The sequence below is a fragment of the Nocardia sp. NPDC004278 genome, from assembly GCF_053602975.1.
The window spans coordinates 1-25,899 of record NZ_JBSGEQ010000010.1 but is presented as its reverse complement, the minus strand read 5'-3'; the positions used below and the strand labels follow the sequence as shown (position 1 = coordinate 25,899).

26 protein-coding genes and 1 pseudogene are annotated in these 25,899 nt (G+C 65.2%); 14 read left to right on the top strand and 13 right to left on the bottom strand.

Annotated elements, in window-relative coordinates:
• Positions 1 to 7: 7 nt before the first annotated feature.
• Complete coding sequence (locus ACWEO2_RS17385) at positions 8 to 973, top strand: D-2-hydroxyacid dehydrogenase (RefSeq protein ID WP_452406218.1); 966 nt, start codon at positions 8 to 10, stop codon at positions 971 to 973.
• Positions 974 to 1,001: 28 nt separating this feature from the next.
• Positions 1,002 to 2,387 (top strand): amidase, encoded by a 1,386-nt coding sequence (locus tag ACWEO2_RS17380; protein WP_452406433.1) that lies wholly within the window; start codon positions 1,002 to 1,004, stop codon positions 2,385 to 2,387.
• A gap of 3 nt (positions 2,388 to 2,390) precedes the next feature.
• On the opposite strand, the gene ACWEO2_RS17375 is transcribed toward ACWEO2_RS17380, so the two are convergent.
• Complete coding sequence (locus ACWEO2_RS17375) at positions 2,391 to 2,885, bottom strand: DUF3830 family protein (protein ID WP_433679770.1); 495 nt, start codon at positions 2,883 to 2,885, stop codon at positions 2,391 to 2,393.
• Between the two features lie 16 nt (positions 2,886 to 2,901).
• Complete coding sequence (locus ACWEO2_RS17370) at positions 2,902 to 4,149, bottom strand: aspartate aminotransferase family protein (RefSeq protein WP_452406217.1); 1,248 nt, start codon at positions 4,147 to 4,149, stop codon at positions 2,902 to 2,904.
• A gap of 129 nt (positions 4,150 to 4,278) precedes the next feature.
• On the opposite strand from ACWEO2_RS17370, the gene ACWEO2_RS17365 reads away from it, so the two are divergent.
• The 7 genes from ACWEO2_RS17365 to ACWEO2_RS17335 all read left to right on the top strand — a co-directional run bounded on the left by ACWEO2_RS17365 (position 4,279) and on the right by ACWEO2_RS17335 (position 10,853).
• Positions 4,279 to 5,751, top strand: a complete 1,473-nt coding sequence (locus tag ACWEO2_RS17365; RefSeq protein WP_452406216.1) for an NAD-dependent succinate-semialdehyde dehydrogenase — start codon at positions 4,279 to 4,281, stop codon at positions 5,749 to 5,751.
• The gene (locus tag ACWEO2_RS17360; protein ID WP_452406215.1) at positions 5,748 to 6,857 is read left to right on the top strand and encodes a tartrate dehydrogenase; all 1,110 of its coding nucleotides are present in this window, start codon (positions 5,748 to 5,750) and stop codon (positions 6,855 to 6,857) included. The genes ACWEO2_RS17365 and ACWEO2_RS17360 overlap by 4 nt, the downstream gene beginning before the upstream one ends.
• Positions 6,858 to 7,035: 178 nt before the next feature.
• Positions 7,036 to 7,923 carry an ectoine/hydroxyectoine ABC transporter substrate-binding protein EhuB gene (gene ehuB / locus ACWEO2_RS17355; protein WP_452406214.1) on the top strand — a complete coding sequence of 296 codons (888 nt, stop codon included), beginning with the start codon at positions 7,036 to 7,038 and terminating at the stop codon, positions 7,921 to 7,923.
• Between the two features lie 4 nt (positions 7,924 to 7,927).
• Positions 7,928 to 8,653, top strand: coding sequence for an amino acid ABC transporter permease (locus ACWEO2_RS17350; protein WP_452406213.1), 726 nt, complete (start codon positions 7,928 to 7,930; stop codon positions 8,651 to 8,653).
• Entirely contained in the window at positions 8,653 to 9,321 is a 669-nt protein-coding gene (gene ehuD, locus ACWEO2_RS17345; RefSeq protein WP_452406212.1) for an ectoine/hydroxyectoine ABC transporter permease subunit EhuD, read from the top strand. Before ACWEO2_RS17350 ends, ehuD begins: the two co-directional genes overlap by 1 nt.
• Positions 9,322 to 9,325: 4 nt before the next feature.
• Positions 9,326 to 10,090: an ectoine/hydroxyectoine ABC transporter ATP-binding protein EhuA gene (gene ehuA / locus ACWEO2_RS17340; protein WP_354953766.1), complete on the top strand. Its 765-nt coding sequence runs from the start codon at positions 9,326 to 9,328 to the stop codon at positions 10,088 to 10,090.
• Between the two features lie 25 nt (positions 10,091 to 10,115).
• Positions 10,116 to 10,853, top strand: coding sequence for a glutamine amidotransferase (locus ACWEO2_RS17335; RefSeq protein ID WP_452406211.1), 738 nt, complete (start codon positions 10,116 to 10,118; stop codon positions 10,851 to 10,853).
• A 102-nt stretch (positions 10,854 to 10,955) separates the two neighbouring features.
• Here the strand turns inward: ACWEO2_RS17335 and ACWEO2_RS17330 are convergent, their stop codons facing one another.
• The 3 genes from ACWEO2_RS17330 to ACWEO2_RS17320 form a co-directional block, all read right to left on the bottom strand.
• A complete protein-coding gene (locus ACWEO2_RS17330; protein ID WP_452406210.1) occupies positions 10,956 to 11,198 on the bottom strand; it encodes a phosphopantetheine-binding protein in 243 nt (80 codons plus the stop codon).
• Between the two features lie 404 nt (positions 11,199 to 11,602).
• Positions 11,603 to 11,761, bottom strand: coding sequence for an MmyB family transcriptional regulator (locus ACWEO2_RS17325; protein WP_452406209.1), 159 nt, complete (start codon positions 11,759 to 11,761; stop codon positions 11,603 to 11,605).
• A 102-nt stretch (positions 11,762 to 11,863) separates the two neighbouring features.
• On the bottom strand, positions 11,864 to 12,574 hold the full coding sequence (locus tag ACWEO2_RS17320; protein WP_452406208.1) for a phosphotransferase family protein: 711 nt from the start codon (positions 12,572 to 12,574) through the stop codon (positions 11,864 to 11,866).
• Between ACWEO2_RS17320 and ACWEO2_RS17315 the strand changes: the two genes are divergently transcribed.
• Positions 12,535 to 13,059, top strand: a complete 525-nt coding sequence (locus tag ACWEO2_RS17315; RefSeq protein WP_452406443.1) for a hypothetical protein — start codon at positions 12,535 to 12,537, stop codon at positions 13,057 to 13,059. The genes ACWEO2_RS17320 and ACWEO2_RS17315 overlap by 40 nt on opposite strands.
• Before the next feature lie 968 nt (positions 13,060 to 14,027).
• Here the strand turns inward: ACWEO2_RS17315 and ACWEO2_RS17310 are convergent.
• Positions 14,028 to 15,170, bottom strand: coding sequence for a lipase family protein (locus ACWEO2_RS17310; protein WP_452406207.1), 1,143 nt, complete (start codon positions 15,168 to 15,170; stop codon positions 14,028 to 14,030).
• Positions 15,171 to 16,244: 1,074 nt separating this feature from the next.
• Here ACWEO2_RS17310 and ACWEO2_RS17305 point away from each other — a divergent pair.
• Together ACWEO2_RS17305 and ACWEO2_RS17300 are read left to right on the top strand one after the other, a co-directional pair.
• Complete coding sequence (locus tag ACWEO2_RS17305) at positions 16,245 to 17,507, top strand: cytochrome P450 (RefSeq protein WP_452406206.1); 1,263 nt, start codon at positions 16,245 to 16,247, stop codon at positions 17,505 to 17,507.
• 10 nt (positions 17,508 to 17,517) lie between these two features.
• On the top strand, positions 17,518 to 18,738 hold the full coding sequence (locus ACWEO2_RS17300) for a cytochrome P450 family protein (RefSeq protein WP_452406205.1): 1,221 nt from the start codon (positions 17,518 to 17,520) through the stop codon (positions 18,736 to 18,738).
• Positions 18,739 to 18,957: 219 nt separating this feature from the next.
• Here the strand turns inward: ACWEO2_RS17300 and ACWEO2_RS17295 are convergent, their stop codons facing one another.
• The 3 genes and pseudogenes from ACWEO2_RS17295 to ACWEO2_RS17285 form a co-directional block, all read right to left on the bottom strand.
• Positions 18,958 to 19,944 carry a potassium channel family protein gene (locus ACWEO2_RS17295; RefSeq protein ID WP_452406204.1) on the bottom strand — a complete coding sequence of 329 codons (987 nt, stop codon included), beginning with the start codon at positions 19,942 to 19,944 and terminating at the stop codon, positions 18,958 to 18,960.
• 57 nt (positions 19,945 to 20,001) lie between these two features.
• Positions 20,002 to 20,784: a hypothetical protein gene (locus tag ACWEO2_RS17290; protein WP_452406203.1), complete on the bottom strand. Its 783-nt coding sequence runs from the start codon at positions 20,782 to 20,784 to the stop codon at positions 20,002 to 20,004.
• Between the two features lie 101 nt (positions 20,785 to 20,885).
• Positions 20,886 to 21,814, bottom strand: a pseudogene (locus ACWEO2_RS17285) (helix-turn-helix domain-containing protein).
• A 99-nt stretch (positions 21,815 to 21,913) separates the two neighbouring features.
• Between ACWEO2_RS17285 and ACWEO2_RS17280 the strand changes: the two are divergent.
• Both ACWEO2_RS17280 and ACWEO2_RS17275 read left to right on the top strand, forming a co-directional pair.
• Positions 21,914 to 22,819, top strand: coding sequence for an MBL fold metallo-hydrolase (locus ACWEO2_RS17280; RefSeq protein WP_452406202.1), 906 nt, complete (start codon positions 21,914 to 21,916; stop codon positions 22,817 to 22,819).
• A 21-nt stretch (positions 22,820 to 22,840) separates the two neighbouring features.
• On the top strand, positions 22,841 to 24,280 hold the full coding sequence (locus tag ACWEO2_RS17275) for a carboxylesterase/lipase family protein (protein WP_452406201.1): 1,440 nt from the start codon (positions 22,841 to 22,843) through the stop codon (positions 24,278 to 24,280).
• 179 nt (positions 24,281 to 24,459) lie between these two features.
• Here the strand turns inward: ACWEO2_RS17275 and ACWEO2_RS17270 are convergent, their stop codons facing one another.
• The 4 genes from ACWEO2_RS17270 to ACWEO2_RS17255 all read right to left on the bottom strand — a co-directional run.
• The gene (locus ACWEO2_RS17270; RefSeq protein ID WP_452406200.1) at positions 24,460 to 24,786 is read right to left on the bottom strand and encodes a DUF1048 domain-containing protein; all 327 of its coding nucleotides are present in this window, start codon (positions 24,784 to 24,786) and stop codon (positions 24,460 to 24,462) included.
• Position 24,787: 1 nt separating this feature from the next.
• A complete protein-coding gene (locus tag ACWEO2_RS17265; protein ID WP_452406199.1) occupies positions 24,788 to 25,144 on the bottom strand; it encodes a DUF1048 domain-containing protein in 357 nt (118 codons plus the stop codon).
• A complete protein-coding gene (locus ACWEO2_RS17260; protein ID WP_452406198.1) occupies positions 25,141 to 25,449 on the bottom strand; it encodes a PadR family transcriptional regulator in 309 nt (102 codons plus the stop codon). The genes ACWEO2_RS17265 and ACWEO2_RS17260 overlap by 4 nt, the downstream gene beginning before the upstream one ends.
• Positions 25,450 to 25,634: 185 nt before the next feature.
• Positions 25,635 to 25,899 (bottom strand): hypothetical protein (locus ACWEO2_RS17255; RefSeq protein WP_452406197.1); only part of this gene is annotated, 265 nt, incomplete at its 5' end.

Genomic DNA, 25,899 nt, shown 5'->3' with positions numbered 1-25,899 from the left:
TGTCAATGTGGAACAGGGCCCGATTGTCACCGTCCTGCACAGTGACAGTGTGCCCGACGCGGACCTCATGGCCACCGTGGCCGAACGAGCCGAAGTGCGCTACACGCAGGCATCCGGACTCGCCGACGCGCTGCGCGGCGCCGAGGTGCTATTCGTCTACGACTTCCTGACTCGCGCGGTTCCCGGCGCCTGGCATGCGACCGACCGGCTGCGCTGGCTGCACATGGGTTCGACCGGGGTGGATCCGGTGATGTTCCCGGAACTGCGGGAAAGCGCGGTCGTGGTCACCAATACCCGCGGCGTATTCGACACTGCCATAGCGGAATACGTGCTGGGGCAGATCCTCGGTTTCGCCAAGGATCTGTCCGGATCGCTGCGGCTGCAGCAACGGCAGCAATGGCGGCATCGCGAATCCGAACGCATCGCAGGTGCCACCGTCTTGATCGTCGGCACCGGTTCGATCGGCCGATCCATCGCGCGATTGCTGCGTGCCGCCGGCATGCAGGTGCGGGCGGTGGGTCGGCGTGCGCGGACCACCGACCCGGATTTCGGGGCGGTGAGCACCGACCTGATCGCGGAACTTCCCATTGCCGACTACGTCGTCGCGGTCGCACCGTTGACGCCGCGGACCCGGGAAATGTTCGACGCCAAGGCATTCGCGGCGATGAAACCGCATGCCAGGTTTGTCAATGTCGGCCGTGGGGAACTCGTTGTGACCGACGACCTCGTCGCCGCGCTCAGTTCCGGATCGATCGCCGGGGCGGCACTCGACGTGGTGGATCCGGAGCCGCTACCGGCGCGGCATCCGCTCTGGGATCTGCCGAATGTGCTTATCACTCCGCACAATTCGGGTGATTTCAGCGGCTGGCGAACCGAGGTGGTCACCGCATTCACCGCCAACTTCGATAATTGGATCGCCGGTCGGCCGTTGGACAACGTGGTCGATAAAGCGCTGGGGTACGTGCCCGGCTGAAGGAGCCAATGCCATGAGTCACCCCCGTATCAACAGCAGCACCCGACCGGCCGAGATGACCGCCGTCGAGTTGGTCTCGGCCTACGCGGCCGGCACCCTCTCGCCGGTCGAGGCGACCGAGGCGATCCTCGACGCGATCGCGGCGCGTGACGGCGAGCTGAATGCCTTCTGCCTGGTCGATCCCGATCGTGCACTGGTACAGGCCAAAGATTCACAGGCGCGCTGGAATTCGGGCTACGCCCGCGGGCTGCTCGACGGTGTGCCGATCTCGATCAAGGACATCTTCCTGACCGAGGGCTGGCCCACCCGGCGCGGCAGCACCTCGGTCGATCCGCGGGGGCCATGGCAGGTGGACAGCCCGGTCGTGGCCCGGCTGCGCGAGGACGGCATGGTCTTCCTCGGAAAGACGACAACGCCCGAGATCGCCTGGAAGGCGGTCACCGACAGCCCGCTGACCGGTATCACCCGCAACCCCGCCGATCCCGCGACCACCTCGGGCGGCTCCTCGGGTGGCAGTGCGGCCGCGGTGGCGGCGGGCCTGGGGCCGGTTTCGGTCGGCACCGATGGCGGCGGCAGCATCCGCATTCCGGCCGCGTTCTGCGGCATTGTCGGCTTCAAACCGACGCACGGCCGGGTGCCGCTGTACCCGGCGAGTCCGTTCGGTCCGCTCGCGCATGCGGGGCCGATGACCAGGACGGTCGAGGATGCGGCACTGCTGATGGATATTCTGTCGCTGCCCGATCCGCGCGATCCGACCGCGCTGCCGCCCACGGTGACCACCTTCCGCGGCCAGATGTCGCGCGAGGTGCGCGGGCTCACCGTCGCCTATTCGCCGACCCTTGGCTATGCCCAGGTCGATCCGGAGGTCGCCGCGGTGGTGGATGCGGCGGTGCGGCGATTGGCCGAGGCCGAGCTACGGGTCGTCGAGACGGATCCGGACTTCGCGGATCCGCGCGAGGCGTTCGAGGTGCTGTGGGCCGCCGGTGCGGCCACCATGCTGGCCAAGTTCCCGGACGGTGCGCGCGAACAGGTGGACCAGGGGCTGCGCGCGGTCTGGGGGCGCGGCGAATCCATCAGTGCCGTCGACTATCTCGACGCCCGCGATGTCGCCGCCCGACTCGGCATCGCCATGGGCGCGTTCCACAGCACCTACGATGTGCTGATCACGCCGACGATGCCGATCACCGCATTCGAGGCGGGCCACGACGTCCCGCCGGGCAGCGGCCTGGACAGTTGGCCGCAGTGGACGCCGTTCACTTATCCGTTCAATATGACCCAGCAACCCGCGATCAGCATTCCCGCGGGCACCACCGCCGCCGGGCTGCCGGTCGGACTGCAGATCGTCGGGCCGCGCCATTCCGACGATCTGGTCCTGGCTGTCGCCCGCTACGCCGAGTACGTCCTGGGGTCGTAGCCGTCAGGCGCGGGCGAATGCCAGGGTTTCGCCTTGGACGCCGTGCAGCCAGAGGGTGTTGCAGGCGTCCGCGATATCGGTCAGCCCCGTCTCGATGGTGGCGAAGACATTTCCGGGTACCCAGCCGAGGTCGCCATTGATGAGCAGATTGTTGCGGCCGTAGAACAGCGCGAGATCGGTGGCGCCCTGCTCGTGGTGCGCCGCCGTGCCCGGCTCGTAGCCGTAGGCCGGGTTGCCGATCTCCCACGGTTCGAAATCGAATAGGCAGACATCGCCCGGAATGGGTGTGACGGTGGGGTTTTCCCGATGTGGTGCCGCGGCGATCCGTGGCACCAGCGTGTACACCTCATTGCGGGCGTACTTGGCGTGGAACGCGTCGCCCTCCCGCGGCAGGGCATCCCAGACCGCGGCGCAGGTCTGCGGCGCCTCGGCGTCGAGCAGTCGGGCGCGGCAGCTCACGCCCGCCTTGGTCAGTGTGATGGTGATGTAGCGGGGCATCGGTGTGGTCTCCTGGTCATCCGGGGAGTTCGGCGAGAACGGTGGACCAGATCGCGAGCGCATCGTCGATCTGAGTATCGGTCACGATCAGCGGCGGAATCATTCGCACCACATTCATATGTGCACCGCAGGTGAGCAGCAGCAGGCCCTTGTCGACCGCGAGCCGTTGCGCCGCTGCGGCCGTCGCGGTATCGGGTTCGCCTGTCGCGGTAGTGAATTCGGCGGCGCAGAGCAGTCCGAGGCCGCGTACATCGCCGATCGCCTTGGTGGCGCTGGCGCGCAGTCCGGCCAGCAGTTGCGCACCGCGTGCGGCGGCGTTGTCCACCAGATGCTCCGATTCGATCACCTCGAGTGTGGCGATCGCCGCCGCACAGGACACCGCATTGCCGCCGTAGGTTCCGCCCTGGGATCCCGGCCATGCCTTGCTCATCAGCTCCCGTGACGCCGCGATGCCGGATAGCGGGAATCCGCTGGCCAGGCCCTTCGCAATGGTGATGACATCGGGGCGGACGCCGAAGTGCTGATGTCCGAAGAACTTTCCGGTCCGGCCGAAACCGGTCTGGATCTCGTCGAAGACGAGCAGGATGCCGTGCCGGTCCGCGCGCTCGCGCAGTCCGCGGAAGAACGTGCTATTGCCGGGGACGTATCCGCCCTCGCCGAGCATCGGTTCGACGACGAACGCGGCGGTATCGGCGGGGGAGGTGACGGTGGCGAAGAGGTAGTCCAGTTCGCGCAGCGCGAAGGCGGTGGCCTCGGCCTCGGTCCAGCCGTAGCGGAACGCGGTCGGGAACGGTGCGATGTGCACACCGGACATGAGCGGACTGAATCCGGCGGAGAAGCGGGTGCCCGAGGTCGTCATGGTCGCGGCCGCGACGGTGCGCCCGTGGAATCCGCCCTGGAAGACAATGAGATTCGGTCGTCCGGTCGCCTGACGGACCAGGCGCAGCGCGGCCTCGACCGCCTCGCTGCCCGAGTTGGCGAAGAACAGCGTATCCAGGCCCTCCGGCAGTACGGTGGCCAGCCGCTCGGTGAGTTCGAGCAGCGGACGGTGCATGACGGTGGTGTATTGGCCGTGGATCAGGCTGGCCACCTGTGCCTGGGCCGCCGCGACCACATGGGGGTGGCAATGTCCGGTGCTGGTCACGCCGATACCCGCGGTGAAGTCGAGATAGCGGCGGCCGTCGGTGCCGTAGAGATAGCAGCCCGATCCGTGGTCGACGACTACCGGGGTGGCCTGCTTGAGAACGGGGGATAGCTCGGTCATGGTGATCCGCCTCCCGGGGCGTGCATCCGCTGATGTCTATTGTCGGATTGTTGACAATATGCATAACATGGGCGCGGGGGTCGCAGCAATGGCCGGAGGCTGCGTCATGACGGAAAAGGAGCCCGCGCCATGCTCATCGAGACCACCCTGACCGCGGCCGAACGCGCCGCGATCGATACGGTGCCGACGGGTCTGTTCATCGATGGACGGTGGCGCGCCGCGTCGGGCACGCTGCCGGTGACCGATCCGGCGACCGGGCAGTTGCTCTGTGCGGTGGCCGATGCCGATCCGGATGCCGGGCTGGACGCCCTGGCCGCGGCCGATCGGGCGCAGGCGGACTGGGCGCGGACGTCGCCGAGGCAGCGCAGCGACATTCTCATGCGCGCGCACCGGGCGCTGCTCGCCGATACCGAACGACTCGCGCTGATCATGACGCTGGAAATGGGTAAGCCACTGGCCGAGGCGCGCGGTGAGATCGCCTATGCGGCAGAGTTTTTCCGCTGGTTCGCCGAGGAGGCGGTACGCCTCGACGGCGGGTATATGCCCGCCCCGGCGGGCGATTCGCGCTTCCTGGTGACCAGAGCGCCGGTCGGTCCCAGCCTGCTCATCACGCCGTGGAACTTCCCGCTGGCCATGGGCACCCGCAAGATCGGTCCCGCACTGGCCGCCGGATGCACCTGTGTGGTGAAACCCGCTGAGCAGACGCCACTTTCGATGCTGGCGCTGGCCGACATCCTGGACCAGGCCGGTGTGCCAGCCGGTGTCGTCAATGTGATCACCACCGCCGACCCGGGGGCGGTGATGACACCGCTGATTCTGGACAGCCGTTCGCGCAAGCTGTCGTTCACCGGTTCCACCGCCGTCGGCAAGCTACTGCTCGAACAGTGCGCGCGGACGGTCATGCGCACGTCGATGGAACTCGGTGGCAATGCGCCGTTCATCGTGTTCGACGACGCGGATCTCGACGAGGCCGTCGCGGGCGCGCTCGCCGCGAAGATGCGCAATATCGGGCAGGCGTGCACCGCGGCGAATCGAATCTTCGTGCAGCGCAGCATCGCTGACGAATTCGCCGCCCGGCTCACCGACCGGCTGGCGGCGCTGCCGATGGGGCGGGGAACCGAGCCGGGAGTCGTCGTCGGTCCGCTGATCGATGCCGACGCGGTGGCGAAGGTGGTGCGTTTGGTCGCCGACGCCGTCCGCCGCGGCGCCACGGTGCGCATCGGCGGGGAGCCGCTGGACGGGCCGGGGAACTTCTATCCCGCGACGGTATTGACCGGAGTGTCGGATGACGCCGAGATGTGCCGGACCGAAATCTTCGGACCGGTAGCGGCGATCGGTACCTTCGATACCGAGGCCGAGGTCATCGCGCGGGCCAACAACACACCGTATGGATTGGTGGGCTATGTCTTCACCGAGAATCTGCGGCGCGGACTGCGGGTGTGTGAGGCGCTGGAAACCGGCATGGTCGGGCTGAATCAGGGGGTCGTATCGAATCCCGCAGCGCCATTCGGCGGTGTGAAGGAATCGGGGTTGGGCCGGGAGGGCGGACTGATCGGAATCGATGAATTCCTGGAGACCAAGTACATCGGAGTGCGGTTGTGACGGCGGAATCGCTGCGCGACGGCGGTGGGCGGTATCGCATCGCGACCATTCCCGGTGACGGCATCGGCGTCGATGTCACCGCCGAGGCCGTCGGGGTGCTCGACGCGGTGCTGCCGGGTATCGAATGGACCGAATTCGACTGGTCCTGTGCGAACTACCTGCGCACCGGAACGATGATGCCCGCGGATGCGCCCGAGCAACTGGCCGGATTCGACGCGATTCTGCTCGGTGCGGTCGGCTTTCCCGGTGTGCCCGACCATATTTCGCTGTGGGGGTTGCTCATTCCGCTGCGCCGAGCGTTCGGCCAGTACGTCAACCTGCGTCCGGTGCGGCTGCTGCCCGGCACCGAATCGGCCTTGCGCGACCGTAGCGCGGAGGATCTGGACATTCTGATCGTGCGCGAGAACTCCGAGGGCGAATACTCCGCGATCGGGGGCATGCACCATCCGGGTCGCCGGGACGAATTCGTACGGCAGGAAGCCATTTTCACGCGGGTCGGCTGTGAACGGATCATTCGCTACGCCTTCGAACGCGCCGCCGAGCGCGACGGCCGATTGTGCTCGGCCACCAAATCGAATGGCCTACTGCATTCGATGCCGTACTGGGACAGCATATTCGAGCGAATCGCCGCCGAGTTTCCGCAGGTGGCGACCAGGCAGATGCATGTCGACGCGCTGGCCGCCGAAATCGTGCTGCATCCGGATCGGCTCGATGTGATCGTCGGGTCGAATCTGTTCGGCGATATCCTGTCCGATCTCGCCGCCGCGGTGACCGGTGGGCTCGGCCTCGCGCCATCGGGCAATATCAATCCCGAGCGGACGGCGCCGTCGATGTTCGAGGCGGTGCACGGCAGCGCGCCCGATATTGCCGGGCAGGGCATCGCGAATCCGGTCGCGCAGATCCTTGCCGGGGCAATGCTGCTGGAGCATTTGGGTGAGCATAGCGCCGCCGCCGCGGTGGATCGCGCGGTCTGCGATGTGTTGCGCGAAGGTCGCATTCGCACACCGGATCTCGGGGGCACCGCGACGACCAGCGAGTTCGGCAGTGTGATCGCGCGCCGTGCGGCGGAATTGGTGAAGGCCGGTTCGGTGCTGGCGGAACCCTAGATCTGTCCTGCGGATATGGTTCTGTCCTGGTGTACGGCAACGGTTTTCGGAAATACCCGGCCTGAAGCAAGTAGAACTTCACCGGATTCGTCATGTGACCGCAAAGAAGTCGACCGGACGATCGCAAAGTTCATTCGCAACCATGGATCGACTCGCGTGTCTGCGGAAGGACGGGGTCATGAGGATCGAATTCGGGGGTGCGCGCAGCCGGTTGCGTCGCGCCATGGCAGCTGCGGTGGCCGCGGCCAGCCTGGTGGTGGTCGCGGGCTGTGGTCTGGGCGGCGACGATGCCGCGGCGGTGACCTATGAGGACGCGAAATCGTCCGGCAAGATCAAGGTCGGCTTCGCCAATGAGGCGCCGTGGGCCTTCCTCGGCGCGGACGGTCAGCTGACCGGATATGCGCCGACCGTCGCCCGCGCGGTATTGCAGAAGCTCGGTATCAATGAAATCGAGGGCGTGGTCACCGATTTCGATGGACTGATCGACGGCGTCCGGGCGAAGAACTACGCATTCGTCGCGGCCGGGATGTTCATCAACCCGAAGCGGTGCCAGAGCTCGGCGTTCGCCACGCCCGACTATCAGGTGGGTTCTTCTTTCCTGGTGCCGGAGGGCAATCCGCGCAATATCACCCGCTTCGAGGACATCACGCGGGAGAACGTCCGGATCGCCACCCTCGGTGGTGCGGTCGAGAACGGCTATGCCCAAAGCTCCGGCGTGCCATCGCAACTCGTCGAGCCGATGGCCAAACAGGACGACATCCTGCGTGCGGTGCGCAATAAGGACGTCTACGGTGCGGCGATGCTCGACGTCACCGCCTCCTGGCTGGTGAAGAACAATCCGGACGCCAAATTGCAGGTCGGCCCGTCCTTCCGATTCGGCAGCCGTCCGGATGTGGGCACCTTCAACTTCCGCATCGGCGACGATAAATTCCGCGAGGACTTCAACCGCGAACTGCGCGCACTGCACGAAAGCGGCGAATGGCTGAAGCTGGTCGAGCCGTTCGGTCTGACCAAGGCGAACGAGGCGGACCCGGCCGCGACCGCCGAACAGTACTGCACGGCTTGACCTCGTGTCGTCGCATTTCTCGACCTACCTCGAGCGGGTACTCCAGGGTCTTCCTTTTACGCTGTGGGCGGCGGTCGGCGGTATCGCGCTGACCGTCGTGCTGTCCTTCGCCGCCGGTATCGCGATGCTGTCGCCGTCACTGCCGGTGCGGTTCGTCACGCGCATTTATGTCGAGGGATTCCGGGGCAGCTCGGAAGTGGTGCAGCTGTTCTTCTTCGCGGTGGCGATACCGATCTTCTTCGGGGTATCGCTGGGCGCGACGGCGAAGGGGCTGCTGGTCATCGGCATTATCGTGCTCGGTCTCAACCACGGTGCTTACGGCGCCGAAATCGTGCGGGGCGCTATCGGATCCGTGCCCAAGTCACAGGTCGAGGCCGCGATCGCGCTGAATCTGTCACCGGCGCAACGCATGTGGCGGGTGATCCTGCCGCAGGCGGTAGTGGAGATGTTGCCGTCGTTCAATAATCTGTTCATCCAGTTGGTGAAAGCGACTGCGCTGCTCAGCTTCATCGCGGTGCCCGAGGTGTTCAAAAAGGCCGATGAACTGCGTGCGGTGCCCGCGTTCTCCCGCGAGCTCGGTGTCATCTACGCGATTCAGTTGGTGGTGTATCTGCTCATCGCGGTGGTCGTCACGGTGATCATGCGGGTGCTGGAGCGACTGGCGGCGCGGCGGGTCGGGCGGCGGCCGAAGCGGTCGAGCATCGGACTTTCGACGCGGGTGGGGGTCTGATGGAGAAATGGCGGTGGGACCGCTTTTTCGATGCCTTTCCCTTCATCTGGGACGGGCTGCTCGTCACCATCGAGTACACCCTGCTCGGATCGGTGGTCGCATATGTGCTCGGTCTGATTTTCGCGGTGCTGCGGCGGCTGCGGATTCCGGTGGTCGATCAGCTGTTGTGGGCGTTCATCGAATTCATTCGCAGCACACCGCTTTTGGTGCAGATCTTCGTGCTCTACTGGGTGGTGCGGCCGGATCTGCTCGGTGGGCTGTCCATCGACACCCAACGTCTGGTGGTCGGTGTGACCGCCCTCGGCGTGCACTATGCCTGCTACACCTCGGAGGTATTCCGCGCTGGCATCGACGCAGTGCCCGCAGCGCAGTGGGAGGCGGCCACCGCCTTGAATCTGCCCCGCACCCGCACCTGGATCGATGTGATTCTGCCGCAGGCGGTGCCGCGGGTGCTGCCCGCGCTCGGCAATTACACGATCGCCATGTTCAAAGAGGTGCCGCTGCTGTCCTCGATCGTCATCCTCGACATGGTCTATCAGGTCAAAACCGAGTATGCCGCCGATACCGGTGGTGCCGGGCCCGAGGCCTGGTTCGCGGCCGGTCTGACCTTCCTCGCACTGAGCTATCCGTGCTCGATCCTGGTACGAAAGTTGGAACGACGTGTCTGAACCGATGATCCGGTTCACCGGTGTGGAAAAGCGCTATGGCGCGACGGTGTGCCTGGACGGACTCGATTTCTCCATTGCACCAGGCGAATTCGTCACCTTGATCGGACCGTCCGGCTCGGGCAAAACCACAATTCTGCGCCTGCTGATGGCGCTCGAACGAATAGACGCCGGGACCATCGAGGTCGGCGGAGAGTTCCTGAGCCACCAGCAGCGCGGCGGCAAACTGGTGCCCGCCGGTACGGCGCACCTACGCCGGATGCGGCGCAAGATCGGCATGGTATTCCAGCAGTTCAATCTCTTCCCGAATATGACCGTCCTGCGCAATATCACCGAGGGGCCGATCCGCGGTCTCGGTGAATCGAAGGACGCCGCCGAGGAGCGGGCGCGGAAGCTACTCGAACTGGTCGGGCTCACCGACAAAATCGATGCCCGCCCCGCCCACCTATCGGGCGGCCAGCAGCAGCGAGTCGCCATTGCGCGGGCACTGGCCATGGAACCGGAGGTGCTCCTGCTCGACGAGGTGACCTCGGCGCTCGATCCGGAACTGGTGACCGGAGTACTGCACCTGCTGGCGGATATCGCGGCCGATACCGAGATCACATTCCTCTGCGTCACCCACGAAATGCGTTTCGCTCGTAGGGTTTCCGATCGCGTCATGATGTTCGACGCCGGTCGGGTACTCGAGGACGGCGAGCCGGAGAAGATCTTCACCGATCCCGAGCAGGACCGAACCCGTGAATTCTTACAGGCGGTGTTGGATGAAAACTGACACCCGATCTTCCACAATCTGATACATGACCAAGCCGTGTCTAGTCCTGCAGCTACGACCCGAGCGAGCCGCCGCGGACGATGAATACCGCGCCATGCTGCGCGCCGCCGACCTCGATGTGGGTGACACGGTGCGGGTGCTGATGGATCAGGATATGCCCGATATCGAGCTGGACGATTTCTCGGCGGTCATCGTCGGCGGCGGGCCGAGCAATGTCAGCAGCCCCGATGCCGAGAAATACGGGTACCAGCGGAAATTCGAGCCCAGGCTGAAGAAACTGATGACCGAGATCGTCGGCCGCGATTTCCCGTATCTGGGCGCCTGCTATGGATTGGGCATCCTGGCGGATGTGCTCGGCGGCCGGGTGAGCGAGCAGCGATACGGCGAGCCGGTCGGGGCGCAGACCATCGAAGTGACCGCGCAGGGCCGCGTCGACCCGCTGCTACAGGGTGTCGGGCAGTCGTTCCGGGCGTTCGTCGGGCATAAGGAGGCCTGCCAGGACGTCCCACCCGGTGCGGTGCTGCTGGCCGGATCCGCCGATTGCCCGGTCCAGATGATCCGCGTCGGCCAACATGTGTACGCCACCCAATTCCATCCCGAGCTGGACGGTGACGGACTCGCACTGCGCATCGAAATCTACCGGCATGCTGGCTATTTCGAACCGCATGAGGCCGAAGACCTGATCGCGCTCGGTCACCAGGAATCGGTCACCGTCCCCGGCGAGATCCTGCACCGATTCAGCGCACGATACTGCCACGGCTAGAGCTCACCACCTGCTCCGTCAACATTCGTCCGATCTCTTGGAGCACCTCGGGCGTGATCATCTGATCGCGGGTGGCGGCGAGCTGCGTATCGCGACGCTCGGTTACGGTGAACCCGCGGTGCTGCCCGCAATGCGCTCGGCCAGCCCAGCAACGGTCGGATCGGCGAAAATCGCCGGTACCGCGACATCGGCGTCCAGCGCCTCGCCGAGCAGCCGGACCACCCGTGCCGCGCTCACTGAGTTGCCGCCGAGGGCGAAGAAGTCGTCGTTCAGCCCGATGTGATCGGCGGGCAGCCCGAGCACATCCGCGTATGCGGCGGCGACGACTCGCTCGGTCCACGTCACCGGTGGACGGAACTTCACCTGGACAGGACGCACCCGTGTAGTGGGCGCCGCAGCTCCTGCGCGGTGATCTGTACTTGCTGTGCGGTCAGTGGCTGCCTGTGCAAATCGGTCCTGCATTGTTCCTCGCTCGAGCTCTTCCTGGCCGCAGACCACCGGGTGCGGACACCACACTCCCGCAATCGCAGCATTCAGTTCTCACGCGCATCCCATACCGACCCCGATGTCGGCATGGTGCTCCGAGGGGGTTGGCTATCCCCAACCGGACCCAGGCGCCCGCCCTGTGCGGACGGAGCCCAACTACGTTCAACTTTCGATCGAACTATTACCGATCTTGTGTTACAGATCGGCCGATAATCAAGGTTCGGCGTGTTCGGACTCGGTTAACAATGCTGGGTCCGCAGTCTCTATAGTGCCTGCTCCGATGCCGAACCCGGTTCTGCCGCGAAAAGGTCGAGTCCGCAGCATGATGGTGCGTCGGGGAGTGCGATGCGCTCGCCGTGCAGGGGCAGTTCGCCCACCAGCGGGTGGTGCAGCCCGTTCGTTCGGTCACGGACCTGCGCCACTGGGTGTTGGCCACATCCGTGAAGTCCGCGCTCAGCTCCCGCATGTGGTCTGCCGTGAGTGGGGAGTGCCTGCGTTCGGGCACCTTTGTAGGAAATCCAAACCTAAAGTCCGCCCGGAGCGTAATGGCTCCACGACGATTGCCGGTTGCCTACACGGATGTCATCGATTCGTTGCCGCAACCTGTGGGCATGCTCAACTGAAGTCGTCGCTCGTCGGAGTGGGCCAGTGACCTGAACAAGGTCACGCATGTCCAGCAGCACCCGGTACCCAGACCACTCCGACAAGTCGTAGCCGTACTCCTCGATGAAATTCCGAACCCAAGTCTCGTCACGTCCGTATCGCACCGCGGCATGCCATGTCGGTATCAAGTCCACTTCTCGTGGGCCGATGCCGACCCAGTCCCAATCTCCGAGGATCGGTTGAGCTGGATTGATTCTGTTGTCCCACAGAAGATTTCCCGCCCAGGCGTCACCATGGATCAGCCCGCCGCCTAATGGCCGATCCAGTTCGGTCAGTTGCTTGCGAACCTGGTCGATTCGACTCAGTAACCAGGCGCGTTCGTCCTCGCTAATGGAGCTCACTGTGCTGTCCGCGAGTAGCGCTCCGTGTAGCGATTCCAACGGCGTCCACTGTTGAAGTTCGATTGTCGGCGTAGGCAAGTCATGCAGCGATCGCAGAAGACAGCCAAGCTCCCTCGAGGTCAGCTCCGGGGTATCGGCCGCTTGTCCGTAGTACTGCCAGAATCCAACCGTGTACCGGTATCTTCGGGCAGGTGGTTGGTCTGACGCACCAGGTGGCGGGATGGTTTGCACACGGAGTATGGATCGCCCCCGCAATTTCTCTGGGAAGTGCACTGGTCGCCGTCCAGGCGTACCGCAATGCACGTGCGGTTGCCCGCCGTGATGCGTTTCGGTTCGCTGCGGATCTACATCAGGACCTAACGACCGGTGCTGTGGCCGCCGCGCGCCACGTCGTCGGCACAAGCCTCTACGGGAACTCTGACGCAAGGTCTCGGGTTCAAGACCAAGTGATGCAGAGCTACTACGTGCTGCTCTGGGGATTCGAGCGGCTTGCGACTGGAGCGGAGGTTCTTCGGAGGGCAAAGTACGCCGAGGCTATCCTTGTCCTGCACGATGCGGTCGAATGGCACGTCATCGAGATCGGCAAGAATATTGCGAAGCTGCACCAGGACAGCGGACTTCGCGCTGATGACGTCGAAGCGATCCAACGATTCAAGAAATGCCTACGGACGCTGAAGGCCGTGGGCATCGATGCACAGGTCGATCTAGGCCCCTGAAACTTGCGACCGACCACGTCGATTCGCGGGGGAGCCGGAAGCCTCAGGGTGCCGACCTCGCAGCTGCTCACGCGCCGCTGCTCACCGGCCCAAGGTGGGCACTAAGGAATGCGCAACCGAGATGTCACCCCCGCCGGTCGGGACGGGTGTGGGTGGTGGTCCGATCCGGCTGGTCGCGTAGGAGGGCGGCGGTGCGATCCACTTGCGCCGCCGCCCAACTCCGCGCTCCGAAGGGCCGGTTCGCGGCAACGTCCTTTGCCGATATCTTTGACCTGAAAGTAGGTCGGCTAACCGTTACACCATCCCGTAAGCCAGGTGGTCATTCGGTTCATCGCGGCGGCAATACACCCCCTAGTGGCGGCGGGACGTGACCCATGATAGTCGAACATATTGTCGAACCATGCACCCGGGCAATGACATTCGTATACGACCGTGACCGCTCGGCGCATAGCGAAGACCCCGCCCGGGGGTGAGGAGGCCGGGCGGGGTCGGTGTCCCCCAACGAACACCGTTGGGCCTTCTTCGCTATCTACTTCGCCGGTGGCATGGGCGGCTGGTTCATTGTGGTGAAGTTCCAGGCCGCTGCACCGCATCGGCCGGAGCTGACATCGGCGCACAAGGAGTGCGTAACCAAGATGCAATTGCCCGCCTGGCCATCTCGGCCGGGCTCGAGGTGGTGCTCAGCAAATCGCGAGACCCCGAGACCCCGCTGACCTCGTCGCCGACCTGGGCGGCGGAGCTCGGCCGGCCGCACCGACCGAAGCGTCGCGCGCCGCAGACCTGGTGGTAGTGTGTCGTTTGCCACCGTCGAGGGACCATCACGTTGCCAGTCTTGGGACCACCGACAGCTGTGCGGAAGTGGAACGGGTTATCGCGCTGCTGAGCGGCGGACGTCTGTTTCCGAACGCCCGCCCAGCGGCAGATGAGTGCGTCCCCGGGACAGCCGGTCACGGAGATATGCTCGAGTACTACGCACCACCGATCGCCATAGACGGCACCGTGCGCGTCGAGCAGCCGTCTGGTGCGGCCTGCCCCGCCAGACGTTCATCGATCCAAAGCAGGGCTGCGGGCAACGCACTGATCGCGAGAATGGCGTGTTCGCTCAATTGGTCCCGCGTATAGGTCACCGGCGCCCCCGATGCGCACCACTGCGCCACCGTCTGGTCGACCGGCGCGATGGCGACGATCTCGTCGTTCACAGCGTGAAAGAGGAAGAGCGGCACGGTCGGTGCCGTGATGCCGTCGATCTCGTCGAACGACGCTTGTAGCTGCTCCAACAGTTGCGAAAAAGGGATCGTCAGGTAGTCGTTCATGTGCAGGAACGCGTACTTTTCCACGGCGGGCACCGAGCATTCGCCGCCACCCGCCGCCATCAGCGCTTTCCCGGCAGGCGTCAGATACGTGTCGAACACCGCTGCGATCCGCGGATCGGCGCGCATCATGCCCGGCAGGAGCGCCAGCAGGAAACCGGAGAATGGGCCGCCGTCGAGCGACCGCAGGTACTCACTCATGGGCTCCAACGGACCGCCTGCTCCACCGCCCCGAGCAACACCCACCAGTCGTAATTCGGGGGCGTAGGTCGGTTGAACCTGTGAGAGCCAAGCGCTGCCGTACGAGCCGCCGGAGTAGCCGAACGCAGCAACCAGAGTATCGGTGCCCGACAGGCCGAGTGGTGCGAACGCCTCGGCTGCGCGCAATCCGTCGAGCGCGGTATAACCCGGCTGATTCGGGGTGAGCAACGCCCCGTTCGCCCCCTCCCAGTCGGGTACGGAAATCGCATGACCTGACGACAACATCTGGTTGATCGAAATGAAATCCAGCGAGGCGTCGTACTTGTGGTCCATCGGGACCGCTCCTTGCCGGAGCGCGAACGAGGGAGCGCACTGCGGGGCCGAGGCATCTTCGGCAGCCTGATAACTGATCAAGCCTTTGACCTGCCCGGTTCGTGGCCGCAGCACCGTTGTCACGGTCGTGATGGGCTGACCGGCGGTATCGGTCGTTCGATACAGCAACTGCCAGGCATCGGCGTCCTGCGCCTGCGGACCCAGCGAGGCCACCTCGATGGGCCGCGAATTCAGCACGGTGCCCGGCGCCTTCGAGTCCCAGCCCAACGGCGGGGTGTAGAACGGGTCGTTCTGCGGAATCGGGATCGGCTCCGCACCACCGACCGCGATGGCAGTACCGGTAAAGCACAACACAGCCGAAACCGCGATCAGAACCGAGCGCAGCTGACCGCGTGTGACCACTGAACACGCTGCGCCACAAGACAATACGCCACTACCCAACATTCGGACTTCCCTCCCTGGAGGGGACCGACTCCCGCGAATCCCCCTGAGGGCAGTCAGATTACATTCCTCGACCGAGTTCGATACCCGAACCGACAACGAAAATCACGGCTGCCGCCCGCCCAGCTCGCCATGCGCCTCAGTCACCAACACTCGCCCGACGATCTCTATCGCGCTCGCTCATCGGCATTATGGGATGCCCGGGTGCCGTCGCCACGATCGGACCGCGCAGCAAATCTGGAACATGTTCCCCGAAAGGATCGCCTGGTGCCAGTGGTCCCACGACTGGCAACGTGATGTCCCTTCACGCTGGCAGGCGACAGGTAGTGGCCATCCCGCGACGTCCTCACTATGGACGTCGAAGACTTCCTCCGCTGGACCAGCCGAAACCCCGGCATCCCCGTCCCCGCAACGCGAGTCGCCCAACTTATCGAAACCGCGGTCCGCCCACCCGCAGGGGAAGCCAGGCTCCCGAGTGCCGACTGACTCTGGAGCCCGCTCCTGTAAGCGCCGTGATCAATAGCAGCTCAACATATTTGCCGGTTGCGGCAAGTTTGCAGGCAGCGCGGGCGGATGCCGCGAGCGTTGGTGGCCGATCGAGAGAGAGTTTTAGTTGATACTGCTAACGTTGGCGAGTCGTCGAGTTCTGGGCGGCTGGTAGGGCATCCGGTGATTACGTGTCGAAATCGCCTGTCTTACAGCTGCCGTGAGGTGACTCCAGTGACCTGCGGTGGCCCGGCCAGGGTTCCGGTTCTCGACGCGGACCTCATGGCCGGGGTCACTTATGGTCGGCGTCGCAAGGAGGGCTGAACTGAGTGCTGTGGCCGCAGGCTGTGTTATCGCCGCGGTGCTTTCATCGATCCTGGCCCCCTTCCTGATTCAACGTCTGGAGTCACGTCTTTGACCACGCCACCGTCTGTCCACACCACGGCGATCGGGGTCTGCCCCGTCCAGCAGGGTTCACCCACCGATGGCGGCGAACCGCGAGTGTTGTTGCACACTCCGGAGTTCGCCGCCGATCCGCATCGCGCCTACCGGGACGCGCGCACTCAGTACGGTTCGCTGGTTCCGATGGAGTTGGCGCCCGGGGTGTCGGCCACCCTCGTGGTCGGATATCAGACCGCGCTGCGAATTCTCAACGATCCGGAACACTTTCCGGCCGATCCGCGGCACTGGGAAAAGGGGGTTCCCGACGATTCGCCGATCAAGCCGATGATGATGTGGTATCCGAACGCACTGCGCAATGCCGGTGCGGCGCATGCCCGCTATCGGCAGGCCTACACCGGGAGTATCGACGGAATCGATCTGCACGCACTGCATTTCACGGTCGAGAAGATCGCCGTGCCGGTGATCAATTCCTTCTGTGCCTCCGGTGCGGCCGACCTGGTCACCCAATACGCGCTGCCGGTCGTATTCGAGGTGCTCAATCAGATGGTCGGCTGCTCGGCGGAACTGGGGCAGCGGGTCGCGACCGGTATGGCGATGCTCTTCGATACCGTCGAGGCCGCCGCCGGTATGGAGATGCTCAGCGCGGCGCTGATGGAGCTGGTACAGCTGCGGCGGGCGGAGCCCGGTGACGATGTCACCTCCCGGATGGCGCATCACCCGTCCAAGCTCGACGACACCGAAATGCTGTGCCAGCTGATCAGTTTCTATGGCGCCGGTATCGAACCGATGCAGAACCTGATCACCAACACCCTGTTGCTGATGCTCACCGACGACCGGTTCGGCGGCGATATGCTCGGCGGCAGCCTGTCGACCCGCGATGCGCTCGACGAGGTGCTTTTCAACGACCCGCCGATGGCGAACTTCAGCATTACCTACCCGCGCCAGCCGATCCTCATCGACAACACCTGGCTGCCAGCCCATCAGCCGGTCGTCGTCAGCCTGTCCGGCTGCAATAACGATCCCGCGATCCGCGGCGGGGATCGCACCGGCAACCGCTCCCATCTGGCGTGGGGCGCCGGACCGCATGCCTGCCCCGCCAAATCCGTTGCCTACCTGGTGGTGCAGGACGCCATCGATCAGCTGCTCGACGCACTCCCGGAAATGGAACTGGCCGTGCCAGCGGACGAATTGACCTGGCGGCCCGGTCCGTTCCACCGGGCCTTGGCGGCGCTGCCGGTCGAATTCCCGAAGTCCCCTCTGTTGCCAGTGTTCTAAGGAGATAACGATGGAGCATGAACCAATAGCCCTGGACCTGACCGGCGCCGATATCCAAGGCGAGAGCGAGCGGATCAGGGCGCGTGGGCCGGTCGCGCTGGTCGCATTGCCCGGCGGCGTGCCCGCGTGGTCGGTGACCGATGCCACCGTGCTCAAGAGCCTGCTGGCCGACCCCCGGGTGTCGAAAGATGCTCGGCAGCACTGGACTTCGTTCATCAACGGCGAGATCGCCCAGGAGTGGCCGCTGCACCCGTGGGTCGCGGTGGACAATATGTTCACCGCCTACGGTGCCGACCACCGCCGCCTGCGCAGGCTGGTCTCGCCCGCGTTCACCCACCGACGCACCACCGCGCTGCGTCCGCGCATCGAGGCCATCGTCGAGGGGCTGCTCAACGCGCTCGCGGCCACTCCACCGGGCGAAACCGCGGACCTGCGCGAGGGATTCGCGTATCCGGTACCGATCGAGATCATCACCGAAATGATGGGCGTGCCGGAACATCTCGGCCCCGGCATGCGCAAATGCGTCGACGGGTTCTTCGACACCTCGTTCGGGCCCGAGGAAGCACAGGCCAATTACCTCGAGATGTACCGTCTCGTCAGCGAACTCGTGGCCTACCGGCGCGAGACGCCCGGCGACGATGTGACCAGTGTGCTGATCGCCACCCGCGATGAGGATGACGGTTCGCAGCTGAGCGAGAAGGAACTCGTCGATACGCTGATGCTGGTCATCAATGCCGGGCACGAGACCACGGTCAACCTGCTCGACCAGGCGATCTTCGCACTGCTCACCCATCCGCAGCAGCGCGCGGACCTGGTCGAGGGCCGGGTGCCCTGGTCGGATCTGGTCGAGGAGACACTGCGCTACCAGGCGCCGGTCGCGCATCTGCCGCTGCGCTATGCCGTCGACGATATCGAGATCGGCGATATTCGAATCCCCAAGGGCGAGGCCATCCTCGCCTCCTACGCCGCGGCGGGCCGCGACCCGAACCTGCACGGCGCCACTGCCGCCGCATTCGACGTGCACCGGGCCAATAAGGAACATCTGTCCTTCGGTCACGGCGCCCATCACTGCATCGGCGCGCCGCTCGCCCGGCTCGAGGCGACCATCGCGCTCCCGGCTATCTTCGAGCGCTTCCCGAATCTGCGCTTGGCCGTCGACCCGTCGGAATTGGCTCCGGTCGGCAGCTTCATCTCCAACGGACACCGCACACTGCCGGTGTTCCTGGACTAGGACCGGGTCCAGATAGCTCCTGCCGTATCCAGGGGTCGGTCGAAGGTCGTCGAACGGTGGTCGCCCAGGCGGTATTTGACCGCCTTAGGACTACGCTCGGCGAGGAGTCGAAGTGGGTGGCGCAGCGATTTGTCTGGGCCGGGTATTAGTTCGGACGCCGAGTGGGGTGCCGTATCGGCGCCCCACCTGGCAGCGCTGCCTCGGGTACCGCTGTGCGACCTACTTGCCGCCCAGGGTTCGGATCGCGTCGAGTTGGGCCGGTGTCCCGAGGACGATCAGAATCGTATCGGCCTTCAGCGTGGTTTCGCCGGTGGGATTCGCGATGAACTGGCCGGTCGCCGTTCGGATGGCCAGTACCAGCGCGCCGGTTGTTTGGCGCAGTGCCGAATCCTTCAGGGAACGGCCGACCAAGGAGGATCCGGGGATGATCTCGACTTCTTCGATTCGGTAGTCGAGTGTGTCGTCGTGCATGACGACGTCGAGGAATTCGGCCACATTGGGCTGCAGGGCGAATGCGGCCATCCGGCGGCCGCCGATCAGCTGCGGGTTCACGGCTCGATTCGCACCGGCCCGCAGCAGTTTCGACTTCGAATCCTCGGTCCGGGCGCGGGCGATGATGACCAGGTCTTGGCGCAGTGCACGGCTCGACAAGGTCACGTAGACGTTGTCGGCGTCGCTGTCGAGCGCGGCGATCAAGGCTTGGGCGCGGCCGATTCCGGCGGCCTGCAGAATGCTGTCGTCGGTGACATCGCCGAGCACATTGGGGTATTCGAGATCCTGCAGGCGCGCCGGGTCGCGATCGACGATCACGATCTGCTTACCGAGTCCGCTGAGATATTGCACGCAGGAGCGGCCGACGCGGCCCCAGCCGCACACGATGACATGACCGGACATCCGGTCGATCCGGCGGTCCATGCGTCGCCTCTCCATTTGTTGGCGCAGATGTCCCTCGATGAGCGCCTCGAGCACGACACCGAACAGATACAGCGCGGTGCCCGCACCGACCAGGATGAGCAGCATCGTGAACACCATGCCCACCGCGTTGAGCGGGTGGACCTCGCGAAAGCCGACGGTGGTTATCGTGGTCACCGTCTGATAGAGCGCATCGAGCAACCCGAAACCGAGCAGGCCATACCCGATGGTTCCGACCAGCAGCATCAGCAAGAACGCCAAAAGCGCTCGGCTGATACGTCGTAACGGGCTCACGCGAGGATTGTCCACCCGCGGCAACGGTCGTATCCGGCAATTGCCGCGCGACGCGCGTTATGCGATTGTCGGTTGCTCCTCGGTCGGTATCGGGGAGATCGAACCCTCGACAACTCCGACGGCCGCGCCGACGGCGGCGCCCGCGGCGGCGGCCGGGGCGGCGATCACCGCATAGCCGATGGCCGCGCCGATAATGGGGACGACCACCAGGCCCGCCGGGAGGAACGGGATTCCGGCGATGAAGCCTGCGACCGCACCGACGGCGGCACTGGTGCTGGCGATCGGGCTCGCCAGGGTGGAGCCCACCGACGCGCCGATGACCGCGTCACCCACCACAGCACTGGCGATCTGGTCGGCACGAGCGCGTTCGACACCTCCCGACTGCATGGCCTGGGACAGTGCGGATTCGGTGCCCGCGGAAGCGTCATTGATCTGGGCGGCCACTTCGGGCGGCAGGAAGTCCGGGCGATCGACCTGGACTTTGCCGATCCGGATGCGATTGGCGGGGGCAGCGAAGGGTGCCTGCGGGACTTGGTCCGGCAGTGCCGCGTTCGGACTGTCCGGCACCGCGGAGTCCGGATCGGCCACGGGCGCGGCGGCGTAGTGCAGCGGCAAGGGTGTGAAGGCGGCCGGGTCGTCGACCGGAGCCGATGGATCGGCGATGAGCGCCAGTCCATAGGGAGTCCGCGACAGCGTCGCGGTACCGAGTGATTGCGACTCGGCACTGGCAGATGCGGTGCTGGTCAGGGCGACGGACAGGGGGAGCGCACTGGCTAGGATCAGTGCGGCTGTGCGTCGACGGATGGGATGAACCTGAACGGCGGGCTGATGTTGGCCCATGGGCTACCTCATTCCGAACATCGGTTGGTTACTTACCTACATTCGGAACAGTCCGCCTTTCGGATGAATACGAATTTCGAGGCGCTGTGGCCGGTCTGGCTTCATGCAATCGGTGACGCTGTCGGTGTAGGGCGAGCCCGGAGGCCGTTGGCCTGTCGGAGCAGTGTGAGGGCTTCCTCGGCGGGGGACCTGATGGGGGTTGTGCACACGATCAGGACCTGGTCCGGTGCACGGGCGATCGACAGGGTCTGCTGTGTCACCGTCACCGTGCCGACGACGGGATGGTGCAGTTGGTAGGACGCGGCGTCGCAGGGTATTACGCGGTGGTCACCCCAGAGCGCGACGACTCTGGGCTTTTCATCGTCAGCTCGCCGATCAGTTCCGCGAGCAGCGGGTCCTCCGGGTGCTTGCCGACGGCGATGCGCAGGTTGCCGACCACCGCGCGGGCCTTGCGCTTCCAGTCCGCGTACAGCTCGCGGCAGTGCGGGTCCAGAAACAGCATCCGGCTCATATTCGGCCGCAGCGCCGGGTCCTGCGGGCTGTGGAAGTCCAGGTGCCCGGCCAGCAGGGCATGCCCGAGCGTATTCCATGCCAGCACGTCGGTACGCCGGCCGAGCACCATCGCCGGGACGCCGTCGACGACGCGCAACAGATCGCGCGTGTCGTCGGCGAGTTTCTCGGGCCGTGGACGGCGCCCCCGGGGCGTGCGGCGGGTGGCATTGGCGAGCCGGTCGAGGTGTTGGCGCTCATGGTCGTCGAGCAGCAGAGCGCGGGCGATCGCGTCGAGTACCTCGGCCGAGGCCCCGCGGGACAGTCCTTGCTCCAACCGCGTGTAGTACGAGACGCTGACGCCCGCCAGCTGGGCCAGCTCCTCGCGACGCAGCCCGGCCACCCGCCTGCGAGGTCCGGTTTCGCGCAAGCCGACGTCCTCCGGTCGCAGCCGCGCCCGTCGGGCTTGGAGGAAATCGCCGAGTGGTCCGGGTCCGTCCATTTCTCCAGTATCCGGAGGGCGGCCCGACCGCAGCCACACCCTGCCAGGGGTAGGACAACGCGGGAGTGGTTCGTGCAAAACCTCGTGGACAGACTCGATCACATCGGGCCACGTGCCCCGAATCCGAGGACGGATCACATGGAGCAGATCACCCTGGGCGACGTCACCGTCACCCGCATCAAAGAGTTCTACGGCTCGGTCGAGATGACTCCGGGCCAGTTCTTTCCGGACAGCCCCGATGGCTCGTGGGACGAGCACCGCGGCGAGCTGGCTCCGGACTTCTGGAACCCGGAGACCGACGAGTGTCACTCGGCCGTCCAGTCCTGGCTGCTGCGCAGCGAGGGCCGCACGATCCTCATCGACACCGGCGTGGGCAACCACAAGGATCGGCCCTACGCGCCGGTGTGGAGCCGCCTGGATACGAACTATCTCGACAATCTCGCGGCCGCCGGCGTTCGGCCCGAAGATGTCGACATCGTGGTCAACACACACCTGCACATCGACCATGTCGGCTGGAACACCCGACTCGACGGCCGAACCTGGGTGCCGACCTTCCCGAACGCCACCTATCTGATGACGCGACGGGACTTCGAGTTCTGGGACCCGGCCAACGGATACCAACCCGTGCTGGGCCGCGGCAACCAGAACGTTTTCGAGGACAGCGTCACTCCGGTCCACCAGGCGAGGCAGACCCACCTGTGGGACGGGTCGTACCGGATCGACAAGAACCTGCGGCTCGATCTGGCTCCTGGTCACACCCCCGGCTCGTCCGTGCTCACCTTGCAGTCCGGCGGCGATCGGGCCCTGTTCGTCGGGGATCTGGTGCACACCGCGCTGCAGATCGTGGAGCCGGAGACCAACTCCTGCTTCTGTGAGGACCCGGCCGAGTCCCGGGCTACCCGGCACAAGCTGCTCGGCCGCGCCGCCGAAAGCAACGCGCTCGTCTTCCCCGCGCATTTCGGCGGCTCGGGCGCTGTGGAGGTCGAGCGCAATGGGTCGAAGTTCGCGATCAAGGGCTGGGCGGGCTTCTCCCTCATCGCCTGATCCCAGAAAGGAAGCGTTCCCGTGTCCCAGCACACATACCCGGTTGTCGAAACACCGGCGGGTCCCGTACGCGGGCGCCGCGACGGATTCGGTGAGCTTTACCGCGCCATCCCCTACGCGGCGGCCCCGACCGGCCCGGCTCGCTTCGCTCCACCCGCGCCGCACCCGGGCTGGCTCGGGGTCCGCGACGGCACCCTGCCCTCGCCCACAGCCCCCCAGCCGGCCCGTGACTTCGGCCGCCTCGACATGACCCCTTACTTCGGGCCCGGCTGGATACGAGGCGAGGAGTATCTGACCGTCGACGTCCATACCCCTGCCGCCGACACCGGCAGACGCCCCGTCATGGTGTTCGTGCACGGCGGTGGGTTCGTCAGCGGCTCGACTCGCGCCGCGCTCTACGACGGCAGCGCCTTCGCCCGCGACGGCGTCGTCCTCGTGACCGTGAACTACCGCCTCGGCATCCCCGGTTTCCTCGACCTGGCGGGCGCGCCTCCCAACCGCGGGCTGCTCGACGTGCTCGCCGCACTCAACTGGGTGCGGGACACGGTCGCAGCGTTCGGCGGTGACCCGGAAAATGTCACGATCTTCGGCCAGTCCGCGGGAGCCACGCTCACCGGTGCGCTACTCGCGACACCGGAGGCGAAAGGTCTGTTCCGCCGGGCGATCATCCAAAGTGGCAGCGGCACAGGTGCTTTCATTCCGGAACAGGCGCAGCGGATCACCGCTGCGGCGGCCGCCGCGCTGGGGGTCGAACCGACCGCCGAGGCGTTCGCCGCGATCCCGGACGAGCGCTTCCTGGAGATCCTGCCCGCATTGGGCGGCCTCGATCTTCGCACCAGCACCGCCACGGACCCGCTGGTCGGGCTCAGCTCGTTCAGCCTGGTCCTGCCGGTCCAGCCCGCCGACGGTCTCGCCGACGGCTCCGCCGCCGACGTCGACCTGCTCATCGGCACCAACACCGAGGAGGGGCACCTCTACCTCGTGCCGCAGGGCAACCTGGAGTCCGCTACGGAGGCCGACGTACTCGCCATCGCCGCACGGGTGCACGCGGACCCGATCACCGCCATCGCCGCGCACCGCGCAGCACGGCCCGATGCGACAACGGGCGAACTACGCTCCGCCATGCTCGGGGAGGCTCTGTTCGGGGCCGGAACGGCGCGCATGGCGCAGGCCCACGCGCGGATCTCGGGCGGCCGCACACACGTCTATTCGTTCGGGTACCGCTCGACGGCCCTGCACGGACGACTCGGTGCCGCCCACACCGTCGAGCTGCCTTTCGTGTTCGACATTGCCGACAAGCCGTGGCTGCACAGCGACACGGCCCTGCTCGGCCCCAACCCCGCCCTGGCCGGCCTCGCGGCTCAGATACACACTGCCTGGGTTGCGTTCGCCGGAACCGGAAACCCGGGGTGGGCCACCTACGATCCGCAACGACCAGTGGTGCAGACCCTCGGATGCTGAGCTTGCGACAGGTGCCCAACCTGTTGCCGACGCCTGGACAAACCGGTCACGCCGTCACTGTTCGGCTGTGGTTATAGAGGACGGTTCGCGCCGAACTCACCTTGCGGAGGACGGTGAATCGTTGCAGGTCGAAGTGGAAGTAGTGGGCGACCGATTCAGTCCGTGCGAGACGATGAAGATCATCTCGTTCCCTTGGACTTCTTTGCTGCCACGGACTCCTGATAGATGTCGGCGTAGGTCCGTGAGTCTTTTACCAGATCATCGGCAAAAGCCGCGACATCATTGCCGATGAGTTCCATGACTCCTTTGTCGGCCGCGACCCCTTCCTCGAAGAAATCGACAATCCCCGAGAGCAAGCTCCCGTCGAGCAGTTCGACCGGACCGATCTTGAAAAAGTACTTTTGAAGCTCCTTGTAAACGATCTGGTAATCGGGCGGGAGGGCCTTGACCCGCGCCATATGCGCCCGCCACTGTCTCTTACCTTCGATGATGTCGTGGATGCCCACCTTATCCTCCTAGCCGGCCCAGTTTCCTTGCGACGTTCTTGTTCAGCTGCTCGCGCCACTTGTCGCAATGACTTTTGGCTCCTTCTTCGCCAGCAATCGCCGCACAGAAGCCTTTGATGTCGTCGCCCAGTGCTTCGCGGACACTCTGACCATCCGACGCTGTTTCCTCGAGCAGCCCCAGAGCGCCGTCGAGAATCGGCATCAAATTGCGACCCGTGAAGTCTCCGTAGGGGAAGAGATGGGTCACGATCTCTTCCCACGCCGCTTGATACTCGGTCGGGAGGGCCTTGGCTCGAGCTTCGAAGGCTCTGAAGTCCCTGGTGAGATCGCTGCCTGTGATTGTCTCCCAGAAATTCATTTGTTGCTTTCCTTGAGATCATTGATGCGTGATGATACGTATTCCCATTTCGTCCAGAATGTCGCGAGTTCTTTGCGTCCAGCATCGTTGAGTGTGTAAAACTTGCGCGGCGGGCCGACTTCGGACGGTCGTTTTGAAACATCGACCAACCCGTTCTTCTCCAACCGCACCAGAATGGTGTAGACCGTCCCTTCGATGACGTCTGCGAAACCGAGTCCATTCAGTCGGCGCGTGATGGCGTAACCATATGTCTCCTCGGTGTCGATGATCTCGAGGACGCAGCCTTCGAGCGTACCTTTCAGCATTTCCGTCAAATTGTCCGTAGCGGGCCTCTTTCGATCGAAGACGCACTATTCAGTGCTACTGACTACCACTAGACTGTATCACAGAGTAGATGTCGAGAGACCCCTCTCGTAGAGGTCGTCACGGAGCGGCCATGGGTCCGGTCGGGCGTGGGCAGCGGTGCTCACGACGGTCGTGGGGTTCGCGCTCATCGGGCATCAGCGGCGAGCTCATCGATTCGAGCCAGGCCCATTGCGTGTAGGACCCGCGGCGCGGCGAGGCCGTCGGGATCACCGCGAGCCGCGTCGATATGGAACGGGCGGTCGGGCTTTCGCACGCGCATTTCAGCCGGTAGTTCCTGCGGGCGTTCGGAGAGTTGCCGCAGGGTGCTGACCAGGCGGTTGGAGCGGGGCGCGGCCTGCAGAGTCGACCGACCCCGAATACGACTCGGCCCTGTGCGGTAGCTACCGCAC